Genomic DNA, 23859 nt, shown 5'->3' on the forward strand with positions numbered 1-23859 from the left:
AAATGAATTTAAGGAAAGGATTAACCTTATCAGCGGTATTGGGTCTGCTGCTTTCAGCAACTTTTATATCGTGTGAAGAGGATATTACCACGCTAGGTAGCGGAGTGGTAGGCGATGAACCGTTTACTGCTAACAAAGCGGTATTCGATGTTTTTGCATATAACAAAAAGGTAGGAGCGGTAAGGACTAATAGAATTCCTGTTTATCAGATAGGTAATTATAATGACCCAATTTATGGGGCAACTGAAGCAACTATCACTACCCAAGTACAGCTTTCATCTGCCAATCCGGTTTTTGGAAAGTACTCGGCTCAAGTAGAAGCAAATGCCGATACTGATGGTAGTAACCTTACTGTTAAGGAGAATGAAACAGTGAAAGAGGTGTATCTATATATTCCTTATTTGGTAAGTCCTTATTCTGAAAGGGATGGAGAAGAGGCAAAAGATAGTCTTGCAGATGGTACTCCTCCTAATAGGCAACCAAGAGTATTTGATTTAGATAGTATTTTTGGGAATAGAGACGTGCCTTTTAGGTTTAAGGTAGAGCGATCCACTTATTTTTTAAGAGATTTAGACCCGAATAGTGGATTTGAGGAAGCACAGCCTTATTATTCTAATCAACAATTTTCACCAGATTTTGTTTCTGATGTATTGTTTGATGGGGAAGTCCAAATTTCCAATGAGGATAGTCTAGAGTTTGTAGAGGATGATCCCGCTACAGAAGATGTAGATGAGTCTGAAGAGGAGCCAAAAAGAACACCTCCGGGGATAAAGGTGCCTTTAGATAAAGCATTTTTTCAAGCAAATATCTTAGATAAGGAGGGTAGTCAGGAGTTATTCAGTCAGGCTAACTTCGTGGAGTTTTTCAGAGGAATCCACATGTCTATTCCAGATGATATATTGTTATTATTAGATCTTACTCAGGGATATATTACTATTACTTATGAGTATGATAGTGTTACCAGCTCATCAGACGATACTATAATAAAGGAGGAAAAGGATTTTCTATTGTCTCTAATCAGTAGGAATGCTCAAAGTGGTGGTGTCATTGGAAACGCTATAAATACTTTTAATAATGCTGCCTACCCATCTGAAATATTAGATGCTATGGATACTGGAAACAATGCTTCCAAGTTATACATTAAGGGAGGTGCAGGGAGTTATGCGCAGATTAAGCTTTTTGATGAGGTTGATGGCTCAGAGGTTATCAATCAAATAAAAGACAATAATTGGATAATTAATGAGGCTAACCTTGTGTTTTATGTGGATAGGAGTACACTAGATGCTGTTCCAAATGCAATTGAACCCTCTGTTTTATATCTCTATAAAGAAAATGGGAGTCCTGTATACAATCCGTTTTTGGAGAGTCAGGATGACATGGCTAGTGGTAATATTACCAACTATGATGGTAAACTCTATCAAGAGGATAATAAGGGCGATCGATATAAAATTAGGATTACCAATTTAATCAATGATATTGTTGTAAGAGACTCTGCGAATGCTGCACTTAATCTTACAGTTACTTCAGATATAAGGATGACTACAGCTAGGAAAGCGTTAATGGCGGATGATAGTGAAGAGAGGGTGCCGTTGATGTCTATTATAAATCCTTTTGGAACTGTATTGATTGGTAGTGAAAATGTGCCTAACGGACAAGAAAACAGAAAATTACAACTAGAAATATTTTATACTAAAGCTAATTAGGGCAAAAAAAGTACCACTTAGAGTATTTTTTTGGTTAATTATCGGAAAATCTAAAGGTTTACTGTAACAAGCGATTATATTTGTTACAGTGAACCTTTTTTATGTAAATAACTAAACCAAAAAAATATGTGTGGAATTGTAGGGTATATAGGGTATAGAGATGCATATCCGATTATAGTAAAAGGACTTCAACGTCTAGAGTATAGGGGTTATGATAGCGCAGGAATTGCACTCTTTGATGGAGAAGAAATTAATTTGTCGAAAACAAAGGGGAAGGTAGACGACCTTAAAAAGAAGGCTGAAGGCTCCATTTCTTTAAAAGGGAATTTAGGTATTGGCCATACTAGATGGGCAACACATGGGGCTCCAAATGATGTAAACTCTCACCCTCACTATTCTAATTCTGGCGATCTGGTTATAATCCATAATGGGATTATAGAAAACTATGATGCTATAAAAAAGGAGCTTATTAATAGGGGGTATGTCTTTTCATCTGATACTGATACCGAGGTACTGGTAAATCTTATTGAAGAAGTAAAGAGAAAGGAAAATGTAAAACTAGGTCATGCGGTTCAGATAGCCCTTAATCAGGTTGTTGGTGCATATGCTATTGCGGTAATAGATAAGCAGAAGCCAGATGAGATTGTGGTAGCTAAATTGGGAAGCCCTTTAGCGATTGGAATAGGAGAGAAGGAATTTTTCGTTGCCTCTGATGCCTCTCCTTTCATTGAATATACCAATAATGCGGTGTATTTGGAGGATGAAGAAATGGCTATTATCCGATTGGGAAAAGAAATAAAACTGCGAAAAATTAAGGACAACTCCATAGCTTATCCTTCTATACAAGAGTTACAGTTAAACTTAGAGGAGATAGAAAAAGGCGGGTTTGAGCATTTTATGTTGAAGGAGATTTATGAGCAACCCCGAGCTATTTTGGATACTTATAGAGGTAGGCTCCTAGCAAAGGAGGGGCTAATAAGAATGGCAGGTATTGATGAGAACCTGGAAAAATTCTTAAATGCCAATAGGATTATAATAGTAGCCTGTGGTACCTCATGGCACGCCGGCTTAGTGGCCGAATATATTTTTGAGGATTTGGCACGGATACCAGTGGAGGTAGAATATGCGTCTGAATTTAGGTATAGAAATCCCGTAGTTACGGAGAACGATGTCCTTATTGCTATTTCTCAATCGGGAGAAACTGCAGATACCTTGGCAGCAATTAAGCTTGCCAAAGAAAAAGGAGCGTTTGTTTTCGGTGTCTGTAATGTTGTAGGATCTTCTATTGCTAGGGAAACAGATGCAGGGGCTTATACTCATGCGGGTCCTGAAATTGGAGTGGCTTCTACAAAAGCTTTTACAACTCAGATTACCGTTTTAACACTGTTGGCTTTAAAATTGGCAAAGGCAAAAGGGGTCTTTAATAACACTCGCTTCCATGAATATTTAACAGAATTAGAGCAAATACCCGCGAAAGTAGAAGAGGTTTTGCTTACCAATCCCTTGGTAGAAATTATCGCTGATGTCTACAAAGACTCCCCCAATTGTCTTTATCTTGGGAGGGGTTATAACTTCCCTGTAGCATTGGAAGGGGCGCTTAAACTTAAAGAAATTAGCTATATTCATGCAGAAGGGTATCCTGCTGCCGAGATGAAGCATGGGCCAATAGCCTTGATAGATGAGCATATGCCAGTAGTGGTAATTGCTACAAGTAAAGGGCATTACGAGAAAATTGTTAGTAATATTCAAGAGATAAAGTCTAGGAAAGGAAAGATTATTGCAGTGGTAACAAAAGGTGATGTGCAGGTAAGGGAGTTGGCAGATCATGTGATTGAGGTTCCCGAAACTTTGGAGAATCTTACTCCCTTGTTAACTACTATCCCATTGCAATTATTGTCTTATCATATTGCGGTAATGAGAGGGTGTAATGTAGATCAGCCACGTAATTTGGCAAAATCTGTTACGGTAGAATAATAATTGTATTATAAATAGGTATTTAATCCATAGGGCATAGTGTAAAAAACCACAATGTTTTATGGATTTTTGTTTGTGCAATGATTCTTTTTGGAGATTAGTGATTTTAGCTGTCCTTTTTTTAAGAAATAATTACTATGCATGCATAATTTAATTGAAATTCTTAGAGTTGGTTTAAAAATATATGTATATTGGCTAAATACATATTGACGTATTTTAATGATAATTTAACCTAAAAACCTTATGAGAACTACCCTTCTATTATTCTTTTTACTGTTTGGAGTGTTCGCTTATTCCCAAACAAGTATAAGTGGAACAGTGGTGGACCAGAATAATGCTCCCGTGCCCGGGACTAACCTAGTAATTATAGGAAAGGCAATAGGCACGGTGACCGATTTTGATGGTAAATTTACTTTGAACACCAGTGAAGAGCCTCCGTTCACACTTAATGTTACTAGTATCGGTTTTGTGCCGACTACGGTAAGTATAACTCAAACTAATCAGACTGTAACCATAGTCTTAAACGAAGAGCAAACGCGTTTGGATGAGGTGGTTATTTCTGCCTCTAGAACTCCAGAGCGTATTTTTGAATCCCCCGTTACCGTAGAGCGGTTTGGATTAAAAGAAATAAAAAATACGGCTTCCGCTGATTTCTATGACGGATTAGAAAATTTAAAAGGTGTAGATATTAACACTAACAGTCTTACTTTTAAATCTATTAACACTAGGGGGTTTGCATCCTTTGCGAACACCCGTTTTATGCAGTTGGTAGACGGGATGGACAACTCCACTCCTGCGCTTAACTTCCCTATTGGTAACCTAGTGGGGATGGGTGAGACCGATGTGCAAAGTGTAGAATTACTTCCCGGAGCATCTTCTGCTCTATATGGTGCGAATGCCTTTAATGGTATTCTTTTTATGAGAAGTAAAAGTCCGTTCGACTATTCAGGAATAAGCGCCTATGCCAAAAGGGGGATTACCTCACAAGATGCTTCAGGGGACAATGCTTATACCGATTTTGGAATCCGTGCGGCGCTAAAGTTTAGTGAGAAATTCGCAGGGAAGGTTAATTTCTCTTCTTTGCGAGGTGTAGATTGGGCTGCTGTTGACTACTCTGGAAAACCTGGAACAGGGGCTACTAGAGCTAGTTTAGATTATGATGGTTATAATATATATGGTGATGAGGTGTCAACCAATATCCGGGCAGCTTCTGGAGGTCTTGGGATTATTCCAGACGTTGTAGTAAGTAGGACGGGTTATGAAGAGCGCGATTTAACCGATTATAAAGCCGAAAGTGTTAAGGCAGATTGGGGTCTTTATTATAGGCCATGGGGGAATGATTTTGAAATTGCCTATGTAGGTAAAATTGGTAAAGGAGCAACTATATACCAGGGAACCAACCGATATAACCTCAATAATTTTACACAGCAACAGCATAAGTTAGAGGTAAAGAACGATAACTTCTTTCTTAGGGGATATGTGGTTGCCGATAAAGCTGGAGATTCTTATGATATGGTTTTTACCGGTATCAACATCAACAGGGCATGGAAATCTGATGAACAATGGTTTAGTGACTATATAAATACGTATGCTGGCGCAACTTTAACTGGAGCTACAGATGAGGAGGCGCATGCTGCTGCGAGGGCGAAAGCAGAAACGGGAAGGTTAATCCCGGGAACACCGGAGTTTCAATCTACTTTTAATAAGGTTATTAAGGATCCAGATTTCAGTAAGGGTTCTCAATTTAGAGATGCTTCTAAATACTATCATGCAGATGCCAATTACAATTTTTCTCATTTATGGGATGCTGTAGATGTGCAAGTGGGAGGATCTTATAGAAAGTATGATCTAAACTCGTTTGGAACAATCTACACGGATTATGATGGAAGCATTAAATATTCCGAATTTGGTATTTATACTCAGTTGCAAAAGCAAATTGACTTAAGTGAAGCTGTTATTTTAAAATTGACAGGGTCTGCCCGTTATGACAAATCTGAGTATTTTGATGGATTCTTGTCTCCACGTATTTCAGCTGGCTTTACCATTAACCGTGATCACAATATTAGGGCTTCCGTACAGACAGGATTTAGGAATCCAACTACCCAAGATCTATTTATTGGATTGGATGCTGGTAGGGCAATCTTAGTGGGATCTGCTCCTGCTAACTTAGATAGGTATTCTAGAACGTATAACGTAAGTGCCTCTGGTCAATTATTGGGTCAGCCAGCAACGGTAACTCAGACTGGAGGAGCAGCCTATAATAACTCTTATCTAGCAGCTTCTGTTCAGGAGTTTGCAGCGACTGAAAATCCCGCTGTCTTAGAGATAGGAAATTCGGATTTGGTAACCCCAGAAAAAGTGAGTTCTGCTGAGATAGGGTATAGAGGGAAGCTGAAAAACACTGTTGTAGATATGAGTGTTTATTACAGCACTTATAAAGATTTTATCTCTGGAGAGAATGTTATAGCTCCGTTTTACGGTGAGGTTGGCGACAATGGGCTGTCTGTAGCTGCTATTGCAAATGGGGACTATAAAGTGTATCAAACCTATACCAATTCGGATGCTAACGTTAATTCTTATGGGGGGTCTATAGGGATTTCTACCAAGATTTTGGGGAATTTTGATTTAGGAGGTAGTTATACTTTTACCCAGCAAGATTTTGATCAAGAAGCTTTTCCAGATTTTAGGACCAACTTTAATACGCCCGAACATAAGGTGAAGGCTAATTTTGGAAATACGGACCTTTTCAAGAATTTCGGATTTAATGTGGCGTGGAGATGGAATGACACCTATTATTGGCAGGCAACTTTTGGCGATGGTCAGATCCCTTCTTACCATACGTTGGATGCGCAGATTAACTTTAGTGTTCCTAGTATAAAGTCTACCTTTAAAGCAGGGGCGTCTAATGTTTTAGGTGATGAGTATTTTACAGCAATTGGTACAGGCCATATAGGGTCTATGTATTATGTGTCTTGGACAATTAATAACTAACAAATATGAATTCTACAATGAAAAATATAAAATATATACTATTGTCCGCCATCCTAATCGGGTTTACCGCTTGCAGTGATGACGACAGCAACGACGAGGTTATGGTGCCTGTCCCTGAGCTCACTACTGGGGAACTAGATTTATCTACTTATGTGGCCGTTGGTGCTAGCTTTACGGCGGGTTATTCTGATAATGCCTTATTTAAAGCAGCACAGGAAAAATCATTTCCAAAGATTCTATCAGAGCAATTTGGTCAAGGTGGAGGCGGGGATTTTACCCAACCATTAGCTAACGATAATTTTGGTGGCTTGGCGGTAGCAGGAAATAGAATTATTGATCCAAGGCTTGTCTTTGGAGGAGCAGGGCCTGTAGCTATAGAGTCTTTAATAGGTCCAATTACTGTAACTACGGATATTGCGATTAACAACCCAACAGGTCCATTCAATAATTTAGGGGTGCCAGGAGCAAAAAGCTTTCATTTTTTAGCTCCAGGCTATGGTAACCTTGCTAACTTCCCAGCTGCTGCGAATCCCTATTTTGTGAGGATGACCGGAACAACACCAAATGCTTCAGTATTGGAACTTGCAATGGCACAAAATCCTACCTTTTTTACACTTTCAGAAATTGGTGGTAATGATGTTTTGGGATATGCACTTTCTGGAGGGGAGAGCAATACTGATGCAGCTAGTTACAACCCTATTACGCCTACTTCGGTATTTGATGCATCCTTTGCTGCATTGGTAGATGGTCTTACCGCTAATGGTGCTAAAGGTGTGGTTACTAATGTGCCTTATATAACCTCATTGCCTCATTTTACAACTGTTCCACATAATCCTCTAGATCCTACAAATCCCGATTTCGGTCCGCAAATACCTTTATTAAATTCTATTTTTGGAGCTATAAACCAGATTTATGAGGGGGTAGGACAGCCTAACCGTAAAGTGGTATTTTCTGAAACCGCTGCTAGTGCAGTAGTTATTAGAGATGAGACCCTTGCTGATATTTCTGCTCAAATTACAGGAGCATTATTGGCTAGTCCAACTTTTCCTGCATTTATTGCACAGTTTGGGTTACCGGCGCAGGCTGCTCCGCTAGTTGCTAATTTATTGGGAACCACTTATGGACAAACTAGACAGGCTACGGCAGAAGACTTATTGGTGTTAAAAAGTAGTAGTATAATAGGTAAAGTAAATTCGGAGTCAGTAGCTTTTTTAATGGGGCAGGGGCTTTCACAGGAACTGGCAGGACAATTTTCTATAGAAGGAATAACATTACCATTGGTAGACAAATGGGTAGTCCTTCCTAGTGAACAAGAAGAGATAAAGGCAGCAACCGATGCTTATAATGCTACCATACAATCCGTAGCTGATGCTAAAGGGCTTGCTATGGTAGATTTCAAGGGTATTTTGCAAAAAGCAGCAACCCAAGGAATTTCAGAAGGTGATTTTATATTTACTACCGCATTGGTGCGTGGTGGACTAGTTGGGTTAGACGGCATTCATTTAACTTCTAGGGGTTATGCAGTCATGGCCAATAAATTTTTAGAAGCTATGGATGCAAAATATGGTTCTAATTTTATAGAGGCGCAAGTAAAAGCAGATGTGGGAGTGTACCCTACAAACTACAGTCCAATGTTACAATAGATTAGGAAAAACAATCGTTTAAAAACACCTTCTTTACGGAGGTGTTTTTTTATATGTAAAAAACGTTCTAATCCCCCTTCTTTGTTTAATTAAAAAAATATATCTTTGCAGCGCGAAAAAATGACATGGTAGTTTTTGATGGCCTAAACGTTTTTCGAATTAATAATTTACAACATTAAATACATAAGTAATGTCTAAAGTTACAGGTAAAGTTTCCCAAATCATCGGCCCGGTTGTGGATGTAGAATTTCAATCTGGAGCAGACCTTCCAAAAATATATGATTCTTTGGAAATCCAAAATGAAGATGGATCAATATTAGTATTGGAAGTGCAATCCCATGTTGGGGAAAGTACCGTACGGACAATTTCTATGGACTCTACGGATGGTTTAAGTAGAGGTGTTGAGGTTAAAGCAACAGGTAGTGCTATTCAAATGCCAATAGGTGACGAAGTTTACGGTCGTCTTTTCAATGTAATCGGTGATGCTATCGATGGTCTTGGAGATTTGCCTAAAGCGGGTGAAGATGGTCTTCCTATCCATAGGGATGCTCCTAAGTTTGAGGATCTTTCTACTTCTACCGAAGTATTATTTACTGGTATTAAAGTAATCGACCTTATTGAGCCTTATGCAAAAGGTGGTAAGATTGGTTTATTTGGAGGTGCTGGAGTTGGTAAGACGGTATTGATTCAGGAATTGATTAACAACATTGCAAAAGGACACGGTGGACTTTCTGTATTTGCAGGAGTAGGAGAGCGTACTCGTGAGGGGAACGACTTATTACGTGAGATGTTGGAGTCTGGAATTATAAGATACGGAGATGATTTCCTTCACTCTATGGAAGAAGGCGGATGGGATCTTACCAAAGTAGATAAAGAAGCAATGAAAGAGTCCAAAGCAACTTTCGTTTTTGGACAGATGAACGAACCTCCTGGAGCACGTGCACGTGTAGCTCTTTCTGGATTGACTATAGCGGAATATTTCCGTGACGGTGCTGGGGAAGCACAAGGGAAAGACGTTTTATTCTTCGTAGATAATATTTTCCGTTTCACCCAAGCAGGTTCAGAGGTATCAGCACTATTAGGTCGTATGCCATCTGCGGTAGGTTACCAACCAACTTTGGCAACAGAGATGGGGGCTATGCAGGAGCGTATTACATCAACAAAAAGAGGATCTATTACATCTGTACAGGCGGTTTACGTTCCTGCGGATGACTTAACGGATCCAGCACCAGCAACAACGTTTGCTCACTTAGATGCTACTACGGTATTGTCTCGTAAGATTGCAGAGTTAGGTATTTACCCAGCGGTAGATCCATTGGATTCTACTTCTAGGATCTTAACAGCAGATATCTTAGGTAATGATCACTACGCTTGTGCTCAGAGAGTAAAAGAGTTGTTGCAACGATATAAAGAATTACAAGACATTATTGCCATCTTAGGGATGGAAGAATTGTCTGAAGAAGATAAATTGGCAGTAGGTAGAGCAAGACGTGTTCAGCGTTTCTTATCACAGCCTTTCCACGTGGCAGAACAATTTACCGGTATCCCAGGGGTATTAGTTGATATTAAAGAAACCATAAAAGGGTTTAATATGATTATGGATGGTGAATTAGATCACCTACCAGAATCTGCCTTTAACCTAAAAGGAACTATTGAAGAGGCTATAGAAGCAGGAGAAAAAATGCTTGCCGAGGCGTAAACTAGTGGACAGTAGGCAGTTGGTAGACAACTTAATACTCAATACTCAATACTCAATACTATAAAATATGTATTTAGAAATTGTATCCCCAGAGGCTACGTTATTTACTGGAGAAGTTACAGCGGTAACAGTACCTGGTGTAAAAGGTGAGTTTCAAATGTTGAATAATCACGCACCTATTATTTCTCTTCTAGAAGAGGGTAATGTAAAGATTAAAGGTAATGTGACTGTTGATAAGAACTATGAAAGCAAGTTCACAAAGGATGCCAACGGTGATACCGTTCTGCATATTACCAGTGGTACCGTAGAAATGAAGAATAATAGAATAATTATTTTGGCAGATTAATTTTAATCCAATAATAATTATAGAACATAAAAAAGCCATGCAAACTGCATGGCTTTTTTATGTTTAATGATTTGCTACATCACGGGTATATAATTTTAGCTTAATTATTTAATATCCATTAGAGGGGGGGATAGTGCTGTATTATTAACGATTTTGGGGTATCTACCTATTTATCCTGGAGACTATAAACTCAATTTTTTGAGACGGTAAGGTAGGTATATCTTTATTTTGAGCAATTACCTGTTTATGTTTTAAAGAGTCAGCTACACTGATGCCTTTTAGTAGTAATAGGGTATATTTTCTGTTTTTACTGCTAAAAATTCCTTTTATTCCACATTGTAGTATTTGAAACAAATAAAATATGGCATACACTAACCAAGGAAGGTGTTTTTTAATAGTATAGAATTGTGAGATTTTTAATTCTTTACTAATTAGGAAAGATGGTGCAGTGCTTTTTCCTTGCAAATGTACATGCTGATATTGTGGTAAAAGATATACTTGCTTTTTTAGTTGCTTTTCTATCCTATACGATAAATCCTTTTCTTCGTAGTACAAAAACAAATTTGTGTCGAATCCGCCAACTGCATCAAAATCGGAAGCTTTTGTAACAAATAAAGAGCCTTGAAATGAGCCAACCCGCATAGCCTCAGTGTAATTTATTTTTCTATTGGGGTATTTTTTAGGAGCTAGCGTATTTAAAAAAGCATCTCCAAAAATTTCACTCCATAAATCTATTTTATAATGAAATGGCTTATGATGTTGGTTGTTTTCATCTATAGAGTTACACCCTACAATACTTACTTGTTCATTATCTTCTAAAAACCGTAACATTGGAGATAAGCAATCTTCAATAAAAATAACATCGCTATTTACAAATACATAATAGGGTGTGGTAGCGTGTTGAACGCCAAACATATTACCACCTCCAAATCCCAAATTAATTCTACTTCTTACAAGCTTTACCTTGGGATAAAGTAGGTTTATTTGATGATTAAGATGTTTATAATCGGATGCCTTACTAGCATTGTCAACAAGAATCACTTCAAATAATTCTTCGCTATAAAATGAACAGAATGACTCTAGACATTGCAGCGTTAAGTTGGCAGTATTGTAGTTGATAATGATAACAGAGGCTTTTGGCATATCCTAAATTTTTGGGCAAAAATAACAATCTTTACACAGTAGTAGCCGACTATATTTGGAAACTAAGTTTAAAAACTTTGATTTTTAGATTAGTAGAACTCTAGCTATAATACCATATATTTTGCCTTGCGCCCTTATGAAATAGCTTTTCTTTTATTTAGGACTCACTTATAATAGGATTTATTGGCGTTAAGAAACAGAGGGCGAAGATGGAGGTGAGATAATGGGAAGTTTAAGGATAATGGGAGTTATAAATAATGTAAGCAGTCGCAAATTTTAATGGATGCCTTTAGTACTCGTGTTATGGGTGTTTTTAAAGGGTCAATAAGAACTTGTAGCATTCTTTTTTAAGGATGGAGTGGAAGCTATATTAATGGTAAGCTTAATATATCCTTCACCCATTTCTTTGCGGTGTACTGATGGTAGAGGTCATTGTCTATTTTTTGATAGGGAGTACTTAGAAACTCCTCTTGAATATGTAGGTTCTGAATATCTATTACATGAATGTTGTTAGGATTGTAGAAAGGATATTTTTTTATGTCATTATTATTGGTAATCAATTTCTTTTCATTGCCAATCGCTTCAAAGACTCTAAAACTTAGGCCTTTTTGTTCTGGGCGTTGTATGTCTACAAAAGTGGTTACCTTTTTTAGGTGTATATCTATTTCCTGAATATCTATTTTGGAATGTATTACCTTAAATAAGGAGGTTTTAAGAGGTTTTTTTGAGAATAGGATAAATTGTGCGGGTATGCCATTTCGGTGGCAGTATTCTGCTAGTTTCTTCAATTTGGGGTATCTAACGTCCTTGGAGGATATATTAAATAGGCTAGGGGAACTTTCAGAGTTTCTAAACCGCTCCGAAGGAATAAAATTGGTGATAAATTTAAAATTATATTTTTCGCAGTCGGCGGGTTCGTAACTGAAAACTTCATCGAAGAAATGAGTGTATTGTTTTTGAATGGGCATTTTTTTTAGGCCATCAAATAAGTAAACAATATAATCATTAGTAATACTCTTTAGATGTTGGTGGGTATCTTTATTGAGGTATTGTGGATGGGTAATCAAAATCTTGTCGTAAGTTAAGGAAGCTGTGAATTCTTTAATAGTATTTTCTCTATGTTTCTTTTTAATGGAATTGCCATTGATTTTTCTAAGAAAGGAAATAGTGCGTTGACCAAAGCTTTTGTATTTAAACATTAGAGGAGACTTACCATAATAGAGGATATCCACATCATGCCCCAAGTCTTCCAACGCTAGTTTTGGGACATTCATATACCCCATAATATGGTTAGAGATAAGAAGTATTTTCATCTTAGTGGACTTGGTTATAGGGTGGTTTTGTAATGTTTGGTTTGTTGGTTAATGGGGCGGTAATAAGACTTGCCGGAGTAGGGAAGTTACGAAAACCTTATCTTTTTGACTAAATATCTCTAAACCAATATGCAGAAATACAGTTGGTTGTATTGTTTAGGGTTGCTGCTAAATAGGATCGAGGGATTACCTTCTTAATGCGTGCACCGCAGTAGTTTTTTTAAAAAAGATCAATGCATCATAACGCATAGGCACTATGGTAGGTACAAACTGCCTTTGGTCCCATTTTGGGTTATACACTACTCCTACCGCTCTATTCCCAGTTACTTTTAAGTTTTTTTCCTTGCGGTCTTCTTGGTCAAAAATTAAATACATTTTTTCCAGGCCAAGGGTATTTAATTGATATTCTATACTGTTGGGTACTGCGGGAGGAATAGTCATTTCCTGCATTTTAGCACCCCAACTGGATCCTGCAATAACTTTCCCCTCATAAGTGGTAAAACCGATTAAAAACACCTTCTCGTTTCCAAGGTCTGCGCGACTTAGTTGTCCTATGTTTTTCTCGCCAGATCTTCTCATATTAGTATATTCTGCATCCCCAATATGAGTATTATGAGCCCATATTATACCTTTTGAGTGTTCCCCGTATAGGGTTAGCAGCTCATTAACGGTTCCATGCATATGATGAACTCTTGAATTCCATGAAACATTGCCTGATGAAGCCACACTTTCTCTATAAAACTCTTCAGCATTATGAACAACTACTGCATTCTGAAGTAGATAAAAATAGGTGTCCTTGGAAAGCTCTGGAAAGTTTTCAGGATGATTTCTTATATACTCCACAACATTTTTAGTAGCCAAGGTGCATGCATTTTTTCCTGCTTCTACTGCACGGGCATACGTCCAACTATCTCCTTTGTGGGGCGCAAAGCAATTATATTGTTCTTTTACGTATTTATAAGCAATTTTATTGGTCTCTTTTAGGAGGTCTAATACTACTTTTTTGGAGTTCCACTCATCGTACACATCCATACCATAAAAGCCAACTTTTTTATCTTGTGGTAATTGGTCATTGTGTTTTCTGAGCCACTCTGCTAGTGCCACCACTTCTTCATTGGCCCACATCCAGGTAGGCCACCTATTAAGTTGTAATAAAACCTCTTTTGCTGAGTTGGCGGCACCGTCCAAGTTTTTTACATAACGATTAAGATGGTATAAGCTAGCAAAATCGCCTTCTACGGCAATAAAGCTAAACCCCTGTTCTGCTATTAACCTGCGACTAATTTTATCGCGCCACAGGTAATATTCGTGAGTACCATGGCTGGCCTCGCCTAATAAGACTAATTCCTTGTTGGCAGCAGCTAAAATTAGTTGGTCTAAACTGGCGTCTCCATCAAGGGAGATTGCTTTTTTTGCAAGCAGCTGCGCATTACACGATACAAAGCTAAAAAACAACAAGATTTTAAAAAGGAACTTCATTTCTAGTACATTCATAGGTAAATGAATGTAACCATTATTAAGGTGGTTGTCAAGTTATGAAGGTCGCGAAGGTGCAAGGTTTTGTTTGTGCCCGTGTACAGGCTAATCTTGGGGTCGTACAACACTCTTTCGGAGTTTTACCCCGACAGAAACCTTTACAATAGATATTTGAAAAGGCTTTACAGTAGTACCGGTATTGTCTAAAATAGGAAAAGAAAGCCTTTTTGTCATCTCATCTTGGGATTTAATTTTTTTAATCTTCTATAGCGTTTAATCAAGGTCTGTTAGGATGATTAGTACTCCATAAATTGAACCACATCTACCACTAAAAATTTATTGTTATTACATTATCATATCCATATTATGATAAATTTTAAGCGTAATTCTTACGTTTATTTTTAAAGAAATTAATTGATTTAGTCAGAATTTCAGGAGTTTGTTTACTTATTTATTTTAAGTATTGGCAGTTTAATATACTGTAAGTAAGGTGTTTATGATGTAATTTTCTTAATAATTAACAGGATTTTTACACTTTGTTAGAATATGGTGATGGATTGTAAATTTTAAGTTAATTTTAGTACATTTAGCAATTAATTAACTAATTAACCAATTCGACTAACTAAATTATTATGAAGAACAAACTTTCTTTTAAAAAGAAAAGTGTAATCTCAAATGTCTGGTGTTTGGGGTTATTTTTTCTCTTATGTGGTTTTTCGGTGACAACAGCTTTTGGTCAACAAATAACTGTAAGTGGAACCGTTACTGCTGCTTCGGATAAAATGCCATTGCCAGGTGTTTCTATTGTAGATGTTAACGAGCCTACTAATGGTGTTGTCACTGATTTTGATGGGAATTATCAAATAACTTTATCTAATAGTGATACAAGCTTAAGATTCAGTTATATTGGTTTCAAGGCTGTGGAAGTACCCGTAAACAGTCAACAGGAGCTAAATGTTGAGATGAATGAAGATGTCGCTAGTTTAGATGAGGTGGTTGTTGTGGGCTATGGAACACAAAAGAGAGCTACTGTAACTGGATCTGTTTCATCTGTAAAAGGAGAAGAACTAGTGAAGTCTCCATCAGTAAACCTTTCTAATACCTTATCTGGTAGGGTGGCAGGATTGTTTGTTCAACAATCTGGTGCAGAGCCAGGTTTTGACAATGCAGCTATAAGGATTAGAGGAACTAATACTTATAACAATACAGGTGCATTGGTTGTTGTAGATGGTATTCCAGATAGGGATGGTGGATTAAGTAGAATAAATCCCGCGGATATTGAAAACATTTCTGTCCTTAAGGATGCTTCGGCGGCTATATATGGTGCGAGAGCGGCGAATGGGGTAATTTTAATTACCACTAAGCGAGGTAAGAGTGGGAAACCTCAAATTACTTATTCTTCTAATCAAGGTTGGGCAAAGCCAACTATGACTCCAGAATTGGCAAATGCTCCACAATACGCCGAACTGAGAAATGAATTGGAAATATATAATCTTCCGGTAAATGAATGGGCGGGTGCTACTGCAGGGTTTAACTCTTCTGGTACATATACTAGACCAGATGGATCTACCAGAAACGCAATTTATTCCCCAGAGGATATTGCGCTTTTTGCTAATGGTGAAGATCCGTGGGGACACCCAAATACAGATTGGTTTGACGAAACTTTTAAAAGGGGAGCGTCCCAAGAGAAACACACTATGCAAATGACAGGTGGGAGTGATAATTTTAACTACTTCACATCTTTAGGATACTTAAAGCAGGATGCCTATTATAAGAATTCAGCTACTGGTTATGAACAATACGATATCAGAGTAAATTTAGATGCTAAAATTACCGAAGGCATTAAACTTAGCCTAGGAGTATTGGGAAGAGAAGAATACAGACATTATCCTACTGAAAGTGCAGGAGCTATTTTTAGAATGCTTACTCGTGGGCGGCCAACCGAACCTGCTTTTTGGCCTAACGGTCTGCCGGGTCCAGATATTGAAAATGGACAAAATCCAGTTGTTATTACAACTAGTGAAACAGGATATGATAGAGAAAAGCGTGATTACTTTCAATCTAATGCTACCTTGGATATTGAAGTTCCATGGGTGAAAGGCTTGGCCGTTCAAACAACCGCAGCCATTGATAAAAGTTTTGCAAATAGAAAGGTATGGAGAACCCCGTGGTACTTATATACTTGGGACGGTAATTCTTTGGGAGGCGATGGTCTACCAGATTTAGTGAAAGGTAAGAGAGGTCCAGCGGAGCCAAACTTAACGCAATATTCTAGTAACACGCTAAACATTTTGTTAAGTGCTAATGCTACTTATAAGCGAACTATAGGGGATCATAACTTCTTAGTTTTAGCAGGGGTTAGTAAGGAAACTACAGAATATGAAGGGTTTAATGCCTATAGAAGATTTTTTATTTCGCCGGTAATTGATGATCTTTTTGCTGGGGGAGATTTACAAAAAGATAATGGAGGTTCTTCTGATAAAGCATCTCGATTGAACTACTTTGGTCGTGTTTCTTATGATTTCAAAGAAAAATACCTAATGGAATTCTTGTGGAGATATGATGGTTCGTACTTGTTCCCTGAGGAAACAAGATATGGGTTCTTCCCTGGTTTTTCTGCAGGGTGGGTAGTTACTAAAGAGAATTTTATAGCTGATAACTTAAATAATGAGTCTTTTCTTAATTTCTTGAAATTAAGGGGGTCATGGGGGCAATTAGGTAATGATAAATTTAATGATGCAGATTTTCCTTCCAATCAATATTTAGCTACTTACGGTTTTGGAAGTTATGTTATAAATAATGCTGAGGTGACTACTATCAGTGAGTCTAAAGTTCCAAACCCAGCTATCACTTGGGAGGTTGCAACAAATATAAATGTTGGTTTAGATGCCAGATTTTTACAAAATAAATTCAATCTTGAATTTGATTGGTTTTTAAATAAAAGAACGGATATTTTAACTACTCCGTCAGCATCACTACCAGCACTTTCTGGAATTACGCCCCCAAGGCAAAATTTTGGAGAGGTAGAGAATAAAGGATTCGACTTTATATTAGGGTATAACGGTTATGCAGGTGATTTTTCTTATAGCATAAGTCTTAATGGGGGATATGCTAAGAATAAAATTATCTTTAATGATGAAGCGGAAGGTTCGCCAGAATGGCAACGCGCAACAGGAAGGTCAATTCGCTCAAACTTAGTTTATGGATATGATGGAGTTTTTGCTACCCAAGAAGAAATTGATGCAGAAACTTTGGATTATACCGCACTTGTTAATAATCTTAGACCTGGAGACATGAAAATATTGGATTACGATGGTGATGGTAAAATTACTCCAGATGACAGATTTAGGACTGATAAGAATTCTAACCCTACATTTCAGGGAGGTATTAACTTAACTGCAAATTATAAGAACTTCGATTTTAGTTTGCTTTTTCAAGGAGCTACAGGAGGTGAGGTATTTTTAAACTTTAACGAATCTGGGACTATAGGAAACTATCCATTAAGTATTTATAATAATAGATGGACAGTTAATAACCCTAGCAGTTCGCATCCGAGAATTACTAATCGTGCTGATCAGTACTATAGTAACGGGAATACGTATTGGAGACAAAACACCGATTATATGAGGTTAAAGAATATAGAACTGGGTTATAGCTTTCCGGAAGATATTATTGGTAAGATTGGTTTGGAACAATTTAGATTTTATATCAATGGATCAAATCTCTTTACTATTACAGATTCTTTGTTTGATCCCGAGGGGACTAGTGCAAATGGAAGAGATTACCCTAATTCAACAATTCTTAGCGCAGGATTTTCTGTAAGATTTTAAAATATATGAAAGCTAAAACTATGAAACAGAGAAAAATAATATACGCATTGGCAATATCGGCATTTGCTTTTCTGGCAAGTTGTAACGATGACTTTGTTAATATCACCCCATTAAGTGAAGTATCCGAGGAAAGTGTATGGACAGATGAAGGGTTGGCTGCAGCAGCAGTTACAGGGGTGTATAATGGACTAGGAGCCGGTGGATTTGATGAGCAAATGTTGGCTTCGCTTTCAGATGAAGCAATTTTCACCCATACAGGTCGTGGGATAAATACAGTAAACGAATCGCGTGCTAACTCTAATGATACGGGCTGGATAAATAATACTCATGAATGGAGTAATATGTATCGCTATATCAGAGCTGCAAATATTGCAATTAAAAATTTAAATGAAGGAGGCTTAGAGAACACTGAATTAAGAGAGCGTTTGCTAGGAGAAGCATTGTATCTTAGAGCATACTATTACCATCAATTAGTTCGTTTTTATGGTGGAGTGCCATTGTCTGATGAGCCTTTTACATTAGATTCTGATTTTAATATTCCAAGGAATACCTTTGAGGAGTCCGTTAACTTTATAGTGGCCGATTGTGATGCAGCCTTTGAATTGTTGGATGGGAAAAATATGGAATCCGGTAGAGCGAATGCTGCTACTGCACTAGCACTTAAATCACGTATTTTAGTGTATGCAGCAAGTGATTTATATGACAATTCTACGGCATCTGCTAATTCTTCCTTAATTGCAGGGTATTCTAATCCAGAATTGATTGGATATACTTCTGGCAGTCAACAAGAAAGATGGACAAGAGCTAGGAATGCTGCAAAAGCAGCATTGGATTACTCTAATGCAGGATATAAATTGGGTCTTTCTGCTCCGGTTTCGTTAGAAGAAGGGGAGCAAAACTATCTAAATATTTCATTGGCACGTAATGGAGGTGAAGCTGATATTATCTGGGAAAGACAGTATGTAGAATCAACCGGTCCTGGTAGGCAAATTGGACTTTTTAATGGGCCAAATGGTTATCATAACTGGGCTGGAAATACGCCAATTCAAAATTTAATTGATGCTTATGCTATGAGTGATGGGTCTGAATTTGATTGGGATGATCCAGATCATAGTAGTATGCCATATGAAAACAGGGAGCCTAGGTTCTATGCTTCAATCTTATATGATGGTGCAGACTGGAAACCGAGACCAGCTGATGCGGCAGATAGAGATCCAGCAAATCAAATACAAACTGGACAGTATGATATTATAGGAACTGATGGTAATGTAACTACCCATTTTGGTTTAGATACAAGACAAGGGCCTATTGAAGATTGGAATGGTACTAGAACTGGATATTATTTTAAGAAGTTTATAGAGCCAGATCCTGCATTCGTAGATCAAACTGATTTTCAAACTATTCCTTGGCCATTCTTTAGGCAAACTGAGTTAGTGTTGAATTATGTAGAAGCAGTTTTAGAAGCAGATGGGGATGAGGCTGAAGCAAAAGCATGGTTAGATAAAATACGTTTCCGGGTTGGATTGCCAGCGGTTACAGAGTCTGGCGAAGACCTAAAGGAATTATATAGAAACGAAAGGAGATTAGAGTTGGCCTTTGAGGAACATAGATACCATGATGCTAGGCGTTGGATGATTGCGCCTACTACATTAGGGGCTCCAGCAGGAATAATTCAAATTACAGGAACTTTAAAACCGGGTGCACAGGTTACTAAGTACAAATATGACCCTGATAATTACAATTATTCGTATGTTCCAGGGATTGTGGATCCTGGGTTTGAAAATAGATTATGGTTAGATAAATCTTATTTTAGACCTATAAATAATAACGAATTGAAATCTAATACTAGTTTGGTTCAAAACCCGGGCTATGAATAGAATAACCTAATATCGTAAAAAGACCCAATAGCTATAAAATGAAGTTGGGTCTTTTTTTATATCCATAAATTCAGCTAATTTACGTCATTGTAACTATCCATTAAGCTGCGTTAAATTAAACAGTAACGAATGGAGGTTTTATTAAGTTTTAATAAGGAGTGTTTAAACAGTTTTTAATGAAGAATTTTACAATACCTATCATATTATTTGCAATGCTCGTTAGCAGTTGTGGTGAAGAGTATAATTTGTCCGGTTTGAATTCCGAAGAGGAATCTATTTTTACCAAACTTAGTATGGCAGAGACCGGAATAGACTTTTCTAATGATCTCGATGAGGACATGAGATTCAATGGGTTGCAATATGAGTATTATTATAATGGTAGTGGCTTAGCTGTAGCTGACTTTAATAATGATGGGTTAAAGGACCTATTTTTTGTGTCTACCCTAAAGCAACACAAGCTATTTTTGAATAGAGGAGATCTTCAATTTGAAGATGTTTCTGATATGACGGGGATTTTGTATCGGCAGAAGTTTTCTGGTGGGATTACTATTGTAGATATAAATAATGACGGTTGGATGGATATTTATATTTCTAATTCCGGCAAATTTAACGATCCTGAGAAAAGAAAGAACGAGTTGTATATTAATATGGGTGCAGATAATAAAAGTGGCATTCCCACATTTACAGAGCAGAGCGTCAAATATGGCTTGGATCTCTCTGATTGTTCTACACAGGCTGTGTTCTTTGATTATGATAATGATGGTGACTTAGATTTATTTCTTTTAAACCATTCGCCAACTCCATACCCAACAGGGGTTTCTTTAGCAGAATTGATGACTATGGATGGTGGTGTGGCTAATGATAGATTACTAAGAAATGATAATAATTTCTTTACAGATGTTAGTAAAGAGGCTGGTATAGCTCAAAATCGGTTGGAGTACGGTTTAGGTGTGGCAGTTGGAGATGTAAATAATGATGGATGGCCAGACATTTACATTTCTAATGATTATTCTGGAAAGGATCATTTGTACATTAATAATGGTGATGGTACATTTTCTGATAGAATTCATGATGCTATGAACCATATCTCATTCTTTGCTATGGGTAATGATATTGCAGACATCAATAATGATGGTTGGTTAGATATTATGACTGTAGATATGATGGGTGATAATAGCTATGATCAGAAGACAAGTATGAGTGGTATGAATCCAAAAAGCTTTCATGAATCGGTAGATATTGGGTTGCATCATCAATACATGTATAATACGCTACAATTAAATTCTGGGTTTTTAGAGGATAATGTTCCCGTCTTTTCAGATATCGCGCAGTTAACTGGTACTTCAAGTACCGACTGGAGTTGGGGTCCCTTATTTTTTGATATGGATAATGATGGGCACAAAGACCTTTTTGTGTCCAATGGAATAAAACGTGATTTTAGAAATAACGATTTTGTAAATTATGTTAACAAGAAGCAGGATTCCATTTTCAAGGCCAAATCTTTCGACCCTAAAAAATATATTACCGATGTCTTGGATAAGATGCCAAGTAGAAAGAAAGAAAATTATTTTTATAGAAATAGAGGGAATCTGGATTTTGTCAATATGAATAGAGCATGGGGTGATGGTAGTGTTACAAGTTCTAATGGAGCAGTATATGCAGATTTGGATAATGATGGCGATTTAGAAATTATAGTGAATAATTCAGATGATAAGGCTTATATTCTTAAGAATAATTCTAGGGAGTTAGGGCTAGGTCGTTATATTGCTTTTAAACTAAATGGCCCTTCAAGTAATATAGATGGGATTGGGACAAGAGTTATTGTTACCACAGAAGAAGGAAGCCAAGTGCAAGAGCTGTATTTTACTAGAGGATTTATGTCTGCAATGGGCCGTCAGCTTCATTTTGGTTTGGGTGCAGCAAAAGAGGTTAAAGTAGAAGTTATATGGCCAGATAATAAACGACAGCTGATTAAGAATGTTAAGGCAGATCAATTGTTAACATTGAACTATAGTGATGCTAAGAAAGTTCCTTCTAGTACCGATTTACCGCTAAATATTTTCGAGTTGAGTGAAATAACGGGAATTGATTATCATCATGTTGAAAATGATTTTGATGATTTTGAAAGGGAGAGTTTGCTTCCTCATAAAATGTCTGACGAAGGACCGGCTATTGCAGTTGGTGATATAAATGGGGATGGTTTAGATGATATTCATATAGGAGGTGCACTTGGTAGCCCTGGGATTATTTATATACAGCAGAAAGATGGAAGCTTTATAGAAACTAATAAGGAGCTAATGATGAAGGATTCTGTGTATGAAGACGTGGCTTCTTTGTTCATAGATGTGGATGGAGATAATGATTTGGACTTATATGTGGTAAGCGGTGGAAACGAAAATGATGAAGGGTCTCCACTTTTATTGGATAGGATTTATATAAATAATGGGAGTGGGCAATTTCAATATGACCCCAATGCCCTACCTAAAATTGCTATTAGTGGTTCTATTGTTAAAGCGGTAGATTATGATAATGATGGAGATTTAGATCTCTTCATCGGTGGTAGACAGGTTCCAGGAGAGTATCCAAAGGCTCCTAAGAGCTATTTATTACAAAATAATAGCGAGAATGGTAAAGTTGTTTTCAGTGAGGTTAAAGATGTCTTTGGAGAAGTAAACCCAAATTTAGGAATGGTAACGGATGCATTATGGGTAGATCTGAATAAGGATGGTAATATGGATTTAGTGGTAACCGGAGAATGGATGCCTATACGTGTTTTTGAAAATGATGGTAAGGGTGCTTTCATAGAAAAAACTGAAGAATATGGATTTAATGAGACCAATGGGTGGTGGTATAGTTTAGCTGCTTACGATTTTGATAACGACGGCGACTTAGATATAGTTGCTGGGAACCTCGGATTAAACTATAAATATAAAGCAGAGAAAGACGCTCCTTTTGAAGTTTATGGAAGTGATTTTGATGAATCTGGCACTAATGATATTGTTTTAGGATTCTATGACGATGAGAAATTAGTTCCTGTAAGAGGGAGGCAATGTTCTTCTGAGCAGATGCCTTTCATTAAAAAGAAATTCCCAACATATGATTCGTTTGGTAAAGCAACAATCGATGATATTTTTGATGAAAATCAATTGGAAAATTCTACCCATTTAAAAGCGTACACTTTTGCTACTTCTTATTTTGAAAATAAGGGAGGTCATTTTGAAATACGTAAACTAGACAATCTAGCACAATTATCATCTGTTAATCAAATCTTAGTGGATGATTTCAATGGAAATGGGCATAAAGATTTAGTGATGGTGGGTAATTTATATGGGTCAGAAGTGGAGACACCAAGAAATGATGCCTCTTATGGAATGTATCTAGAAGGTGACGGTAAAGGAAATTTCAAAGCTATACCTACCTGGGAAAGTGGCTTAATGGTAAAGGGTGATGTAAAAAATGCTAGAACTATTATGGTAAATGGAAAGAGGCATATAATTTTAGCGAAGAATGATGATCGAGTGGAAGTGGTAGGTGTCAAATCATTAGCGAGAAATTAATTAATATTTATAATTATTGCTTGGACCACTTCATTTGACGATTTTTAAAGAAACTCATCTTGGGAATCACTAAGAATAAGTCCATGAATGGACCCGAAAAAGGATGGGGAATGTGTAATAGCTACGATTTCGTCTGACAGTTAAGAGTTTTTTTAGGCATTTTGACTCTTGGAATAATTTTGGTTTAGGGGCTCGTTTGGAGCCCCTTGACCATTCCAGTCGTCGGACAGGTTATTCCTGACAGGTTGATCTCCACCAGAGCCTGTTTCCGCTTTACCTGCCTCTAATAAAGGTACAATTTTATCGG

Annotated in this window: 12 protein-coding genes; 9 read left to right on the forward strand and 3 right to left on the reverse strand. The window is 37.3% G+C overall.

Going from position 1 to position 23859, the window contains the following annotated elements:
- Nucleotides 1-2 precede the first annotated feature (2 nt).
- From H344_RS0101535 to H344_RS0101560, 6 genes are all read left to right on the forward strand, one after another.
- Entirely contained in the window at nt 3-1703 is a 1701-nt protein-coding gene (locus H344_RS0101535; RefSeq protein ID WP_026808675.1) for a DUF4270 domain-containing protein, read from the forward strand.
- Between the two features lie 126 nt (nt 1704-1829).
- Nucleotides 1830-3677 carry a glutamine--fructose-6-phosphate transaminase (isomerizing) gene (gene glmS / locus H344_RS0101540; RefSeq protein WP_026808676.1) on the forward strand — a complete coding sequence of 616 codons (1848 nt, stop codon included), beginning with the start codon at nt 1830-1832 and terminating at the stop codon, nt 3675-3677.
- A gap of 243 nt (nt 3678-3920) precedes the next feature.
- Nucleotides 3921-6668 carry a TonB-dependent receptor gene (locus H344_RS0101545; protein ID WP_026808677.1) on the forward strand — a complete coding sequence of 916 codons (2748 nt, stop codon included), beginning with the start codon at nt 3921-3923 and terminating at the stop codon, nt 6666-6668.
- 17 nt (nt 6669-6685) lie between these two features.
- The gene (locus tag H344_RS0101550) at nt 6686-8311 is read left to right on the forward strand and encodes an SGNH/GDSL hydrolase family protein (protein WP_034256001.1); all 1626 of its coding nucleotides are present in this window, start codon (nt 6686-6688) and stop codon (nt 8309-8311) included.
- 190 nt (nt 8312-8501) lie between these two features.
- On the forward strand, nt 8502-10010 hold the full coding sequence (gene atpD, locus H344_RS0101555) for a F0F1 ATP synthase subunit beta (RefSeq protein ID WP_026808679.1): 1509 nt from the start codon (nt 8502-8504) through the stop codon (nt 10008-10010).
- Between the two features lie 67 nt (nt 10011-10077).
- Entirely contained in the window at nt 10078-10356 is a 279-nt protein-coding gene (locus H344_RS0101560) for a FoF1 ATP synthase subunit delta/epsilon (protein WP_026808680.1), read from the forward strand.
- Between the two features lie 162 nt (nt 10357-10518).
- Here the strand turns inward: H344_RS0101560 and H344_RS0101565 are convergent, their stop codons facing one another.
- From H344_RS0101565 to H344_RS19530, 3 genes are all read right to left on the reverse strand, one after another.
- A complete protein-coding gene (locus H344_RS0101565) occupies nt 10519-11499 on the reverse strand; it encodes a glycosyltransferase family 2 protein (RefSeq protein ID WP_026808681.1) in 981 nt (326 codons plus the stop codon).
- Nucleotides 11500-11864: 365 nt separating this feature from the next.
- Nucleotides 11865-12812 carry a hypothetical protein gene (locus tag H344_RS0101570; RefSeq protein WP_026808682.1) on the reverse strand — a complete coding sequence of 316 codons (948 nt, stop codon included), beginning with the start codon at nt 12810-12812 and terminating at the stop codon, nt 11865-11867.
- Between the two features lie 186 nt (nt 12813-12998).
- Nucleotides 12999-14306 carry an erythromycin esterase family protein gene (locus H344_RS19530; protein WP_084148716.1) on the reverse strand — a complete coding sequence of 436 codons (1308 nt, stop codon included), beginning with the start codon at nt 14304-14306 and terminating at the stop codon, nt 12999-13001.
- Nucleotides 14307-14920: 614 nt separating this feature from the next.
- On the opposite strand from H344_RS19530, the gene H344_RS0101585 reads away from it, so the two are divergent.
- From H344_RS0101585 to H344_RS19535, 3 genes are all read left to right on the forward strand, one after another.
- Entirely contained in the window at nt 14921-18118 is a 3198-nt protein-coding gene (locus H344_RS0101585) for a SusC/RagA family TonB-linked outer membrane protein (RefSeq protein ID WP_026808683.1), read from the forward strand.
- Nucleotides 18119-18138: 20 nt separating this feature from the next.
- Complete coding sequence (locus H344_RS0101590) at nt 18139-19995, forward strand: RagB/SusD family nutrient uptake outer membrane protein (RefSeq protein WP_026808684.1); 1857 nt, start codon at nt 18139-18141, stop codon at nt 19993-19995.
- A gap of 176 nt (nt 19996-20171) precedes the next feature.
- Nucleotides 20172-23552 carry a VCBS repeat-containing protein gene (locus H344_RS19535; protein WP_034255982.1) on the forward strand — a complete coding sequence of 1127 codons (3381 nt, stop codon included), beginning with the start codon at nt 20172-20174 and terminating at the stop codon, nt 23550-23552.
- Nucleotides 23553-23859: the final 307 nt, after the last annotated feature.

Source organism: Arenibacter latericius DSM 15913 (assembly GCF_000424985.1).
Taxonomy (GTDB): domain Bacteria; phylum Bacteroidota; class Bacteroidia; order Flavobacteriales; family Flavobacteriaceae; genus Arenibacter; species Arenibacter latericius.

Coding starts and splice junctions, on each gene's coding strand:
- H344_RS0101535 (WP_026808675.1), top strand. CDS start 3: ATGAATTTAAGGAAAGGATTAACCTTATCAGCGGTATTGGGTCTGCTG.
- glmS (WP_026808676.1), top strand. CDS start 1,830: ATGTGTGGAATTGTAGGGTATATAGGGTATAGAGATGCATATCCGATT.
- H344_RS0101545 (WP_026808677.1), top strand. CDS start 3,921: ATGAGAACTACCCTTCTATTATTCTTTTTACTGTTTGGAGTGTTCGCT.
- H344_RS0101550 (WP_034256001.1), top strand. CDS start 6,686: ATGAAAAATATAAAATATATACTATTGTCCGCCATCCTAATCGGGTTT.
- atpD (WP_026808679.1), top strand. CDS start 8,502: ATGTCTAAAGTTACAGGTAAAGTTTCCCAAATCATCGGCCCGGTTGTG.
- H344_RS0101560 (WP_026808680.1), top strand. CDS start 10,078: ATGTATTTAGAAATTGTATCCCCAGAGGCTACGTTATTTACTGGAGAA.
- H344_RS0101565 (WP_026808681.1), bottom strand. CDS start 11,499: ATGCCAAAAGCCTCTGTTATCATTATCAACTACAATACTGCCAACTTA.
- H344_RS0101570 (WP_026808682.1), bottom strand. CDS start 12,812: ATGAAAATACTTCTTATCTCTAACCATATTATGGGGTATATGAATGTC.
- H344_RS19530 (WP_084148716.1), bottom strand. CDS start 14,306: ATGAATGTACTAGAAATGAAGTTCCTTTTTAAAATCTTGTTGTTTTTT.
- H344_RS0101585 (WP_026808683.1), top strand. CDS start 14,921: ATGAAGAACAAACTTTCTTTTAAAAAGAAAAGTGTAATCTCAAATGTC.
- H344_RS0101590 (WP_026808684.1), top strand. CDS start 18,139: ATGAAACAGAGAAAAATAATATACGCATTGGCAATATCGGCATTTGCT.
- H344_RS19535 (WP_034255982.1), top strand. CDS start 20,172: ATGAAGAATTTTACAATACCTATCATATTATTTGCAATGCTCGTTAGC.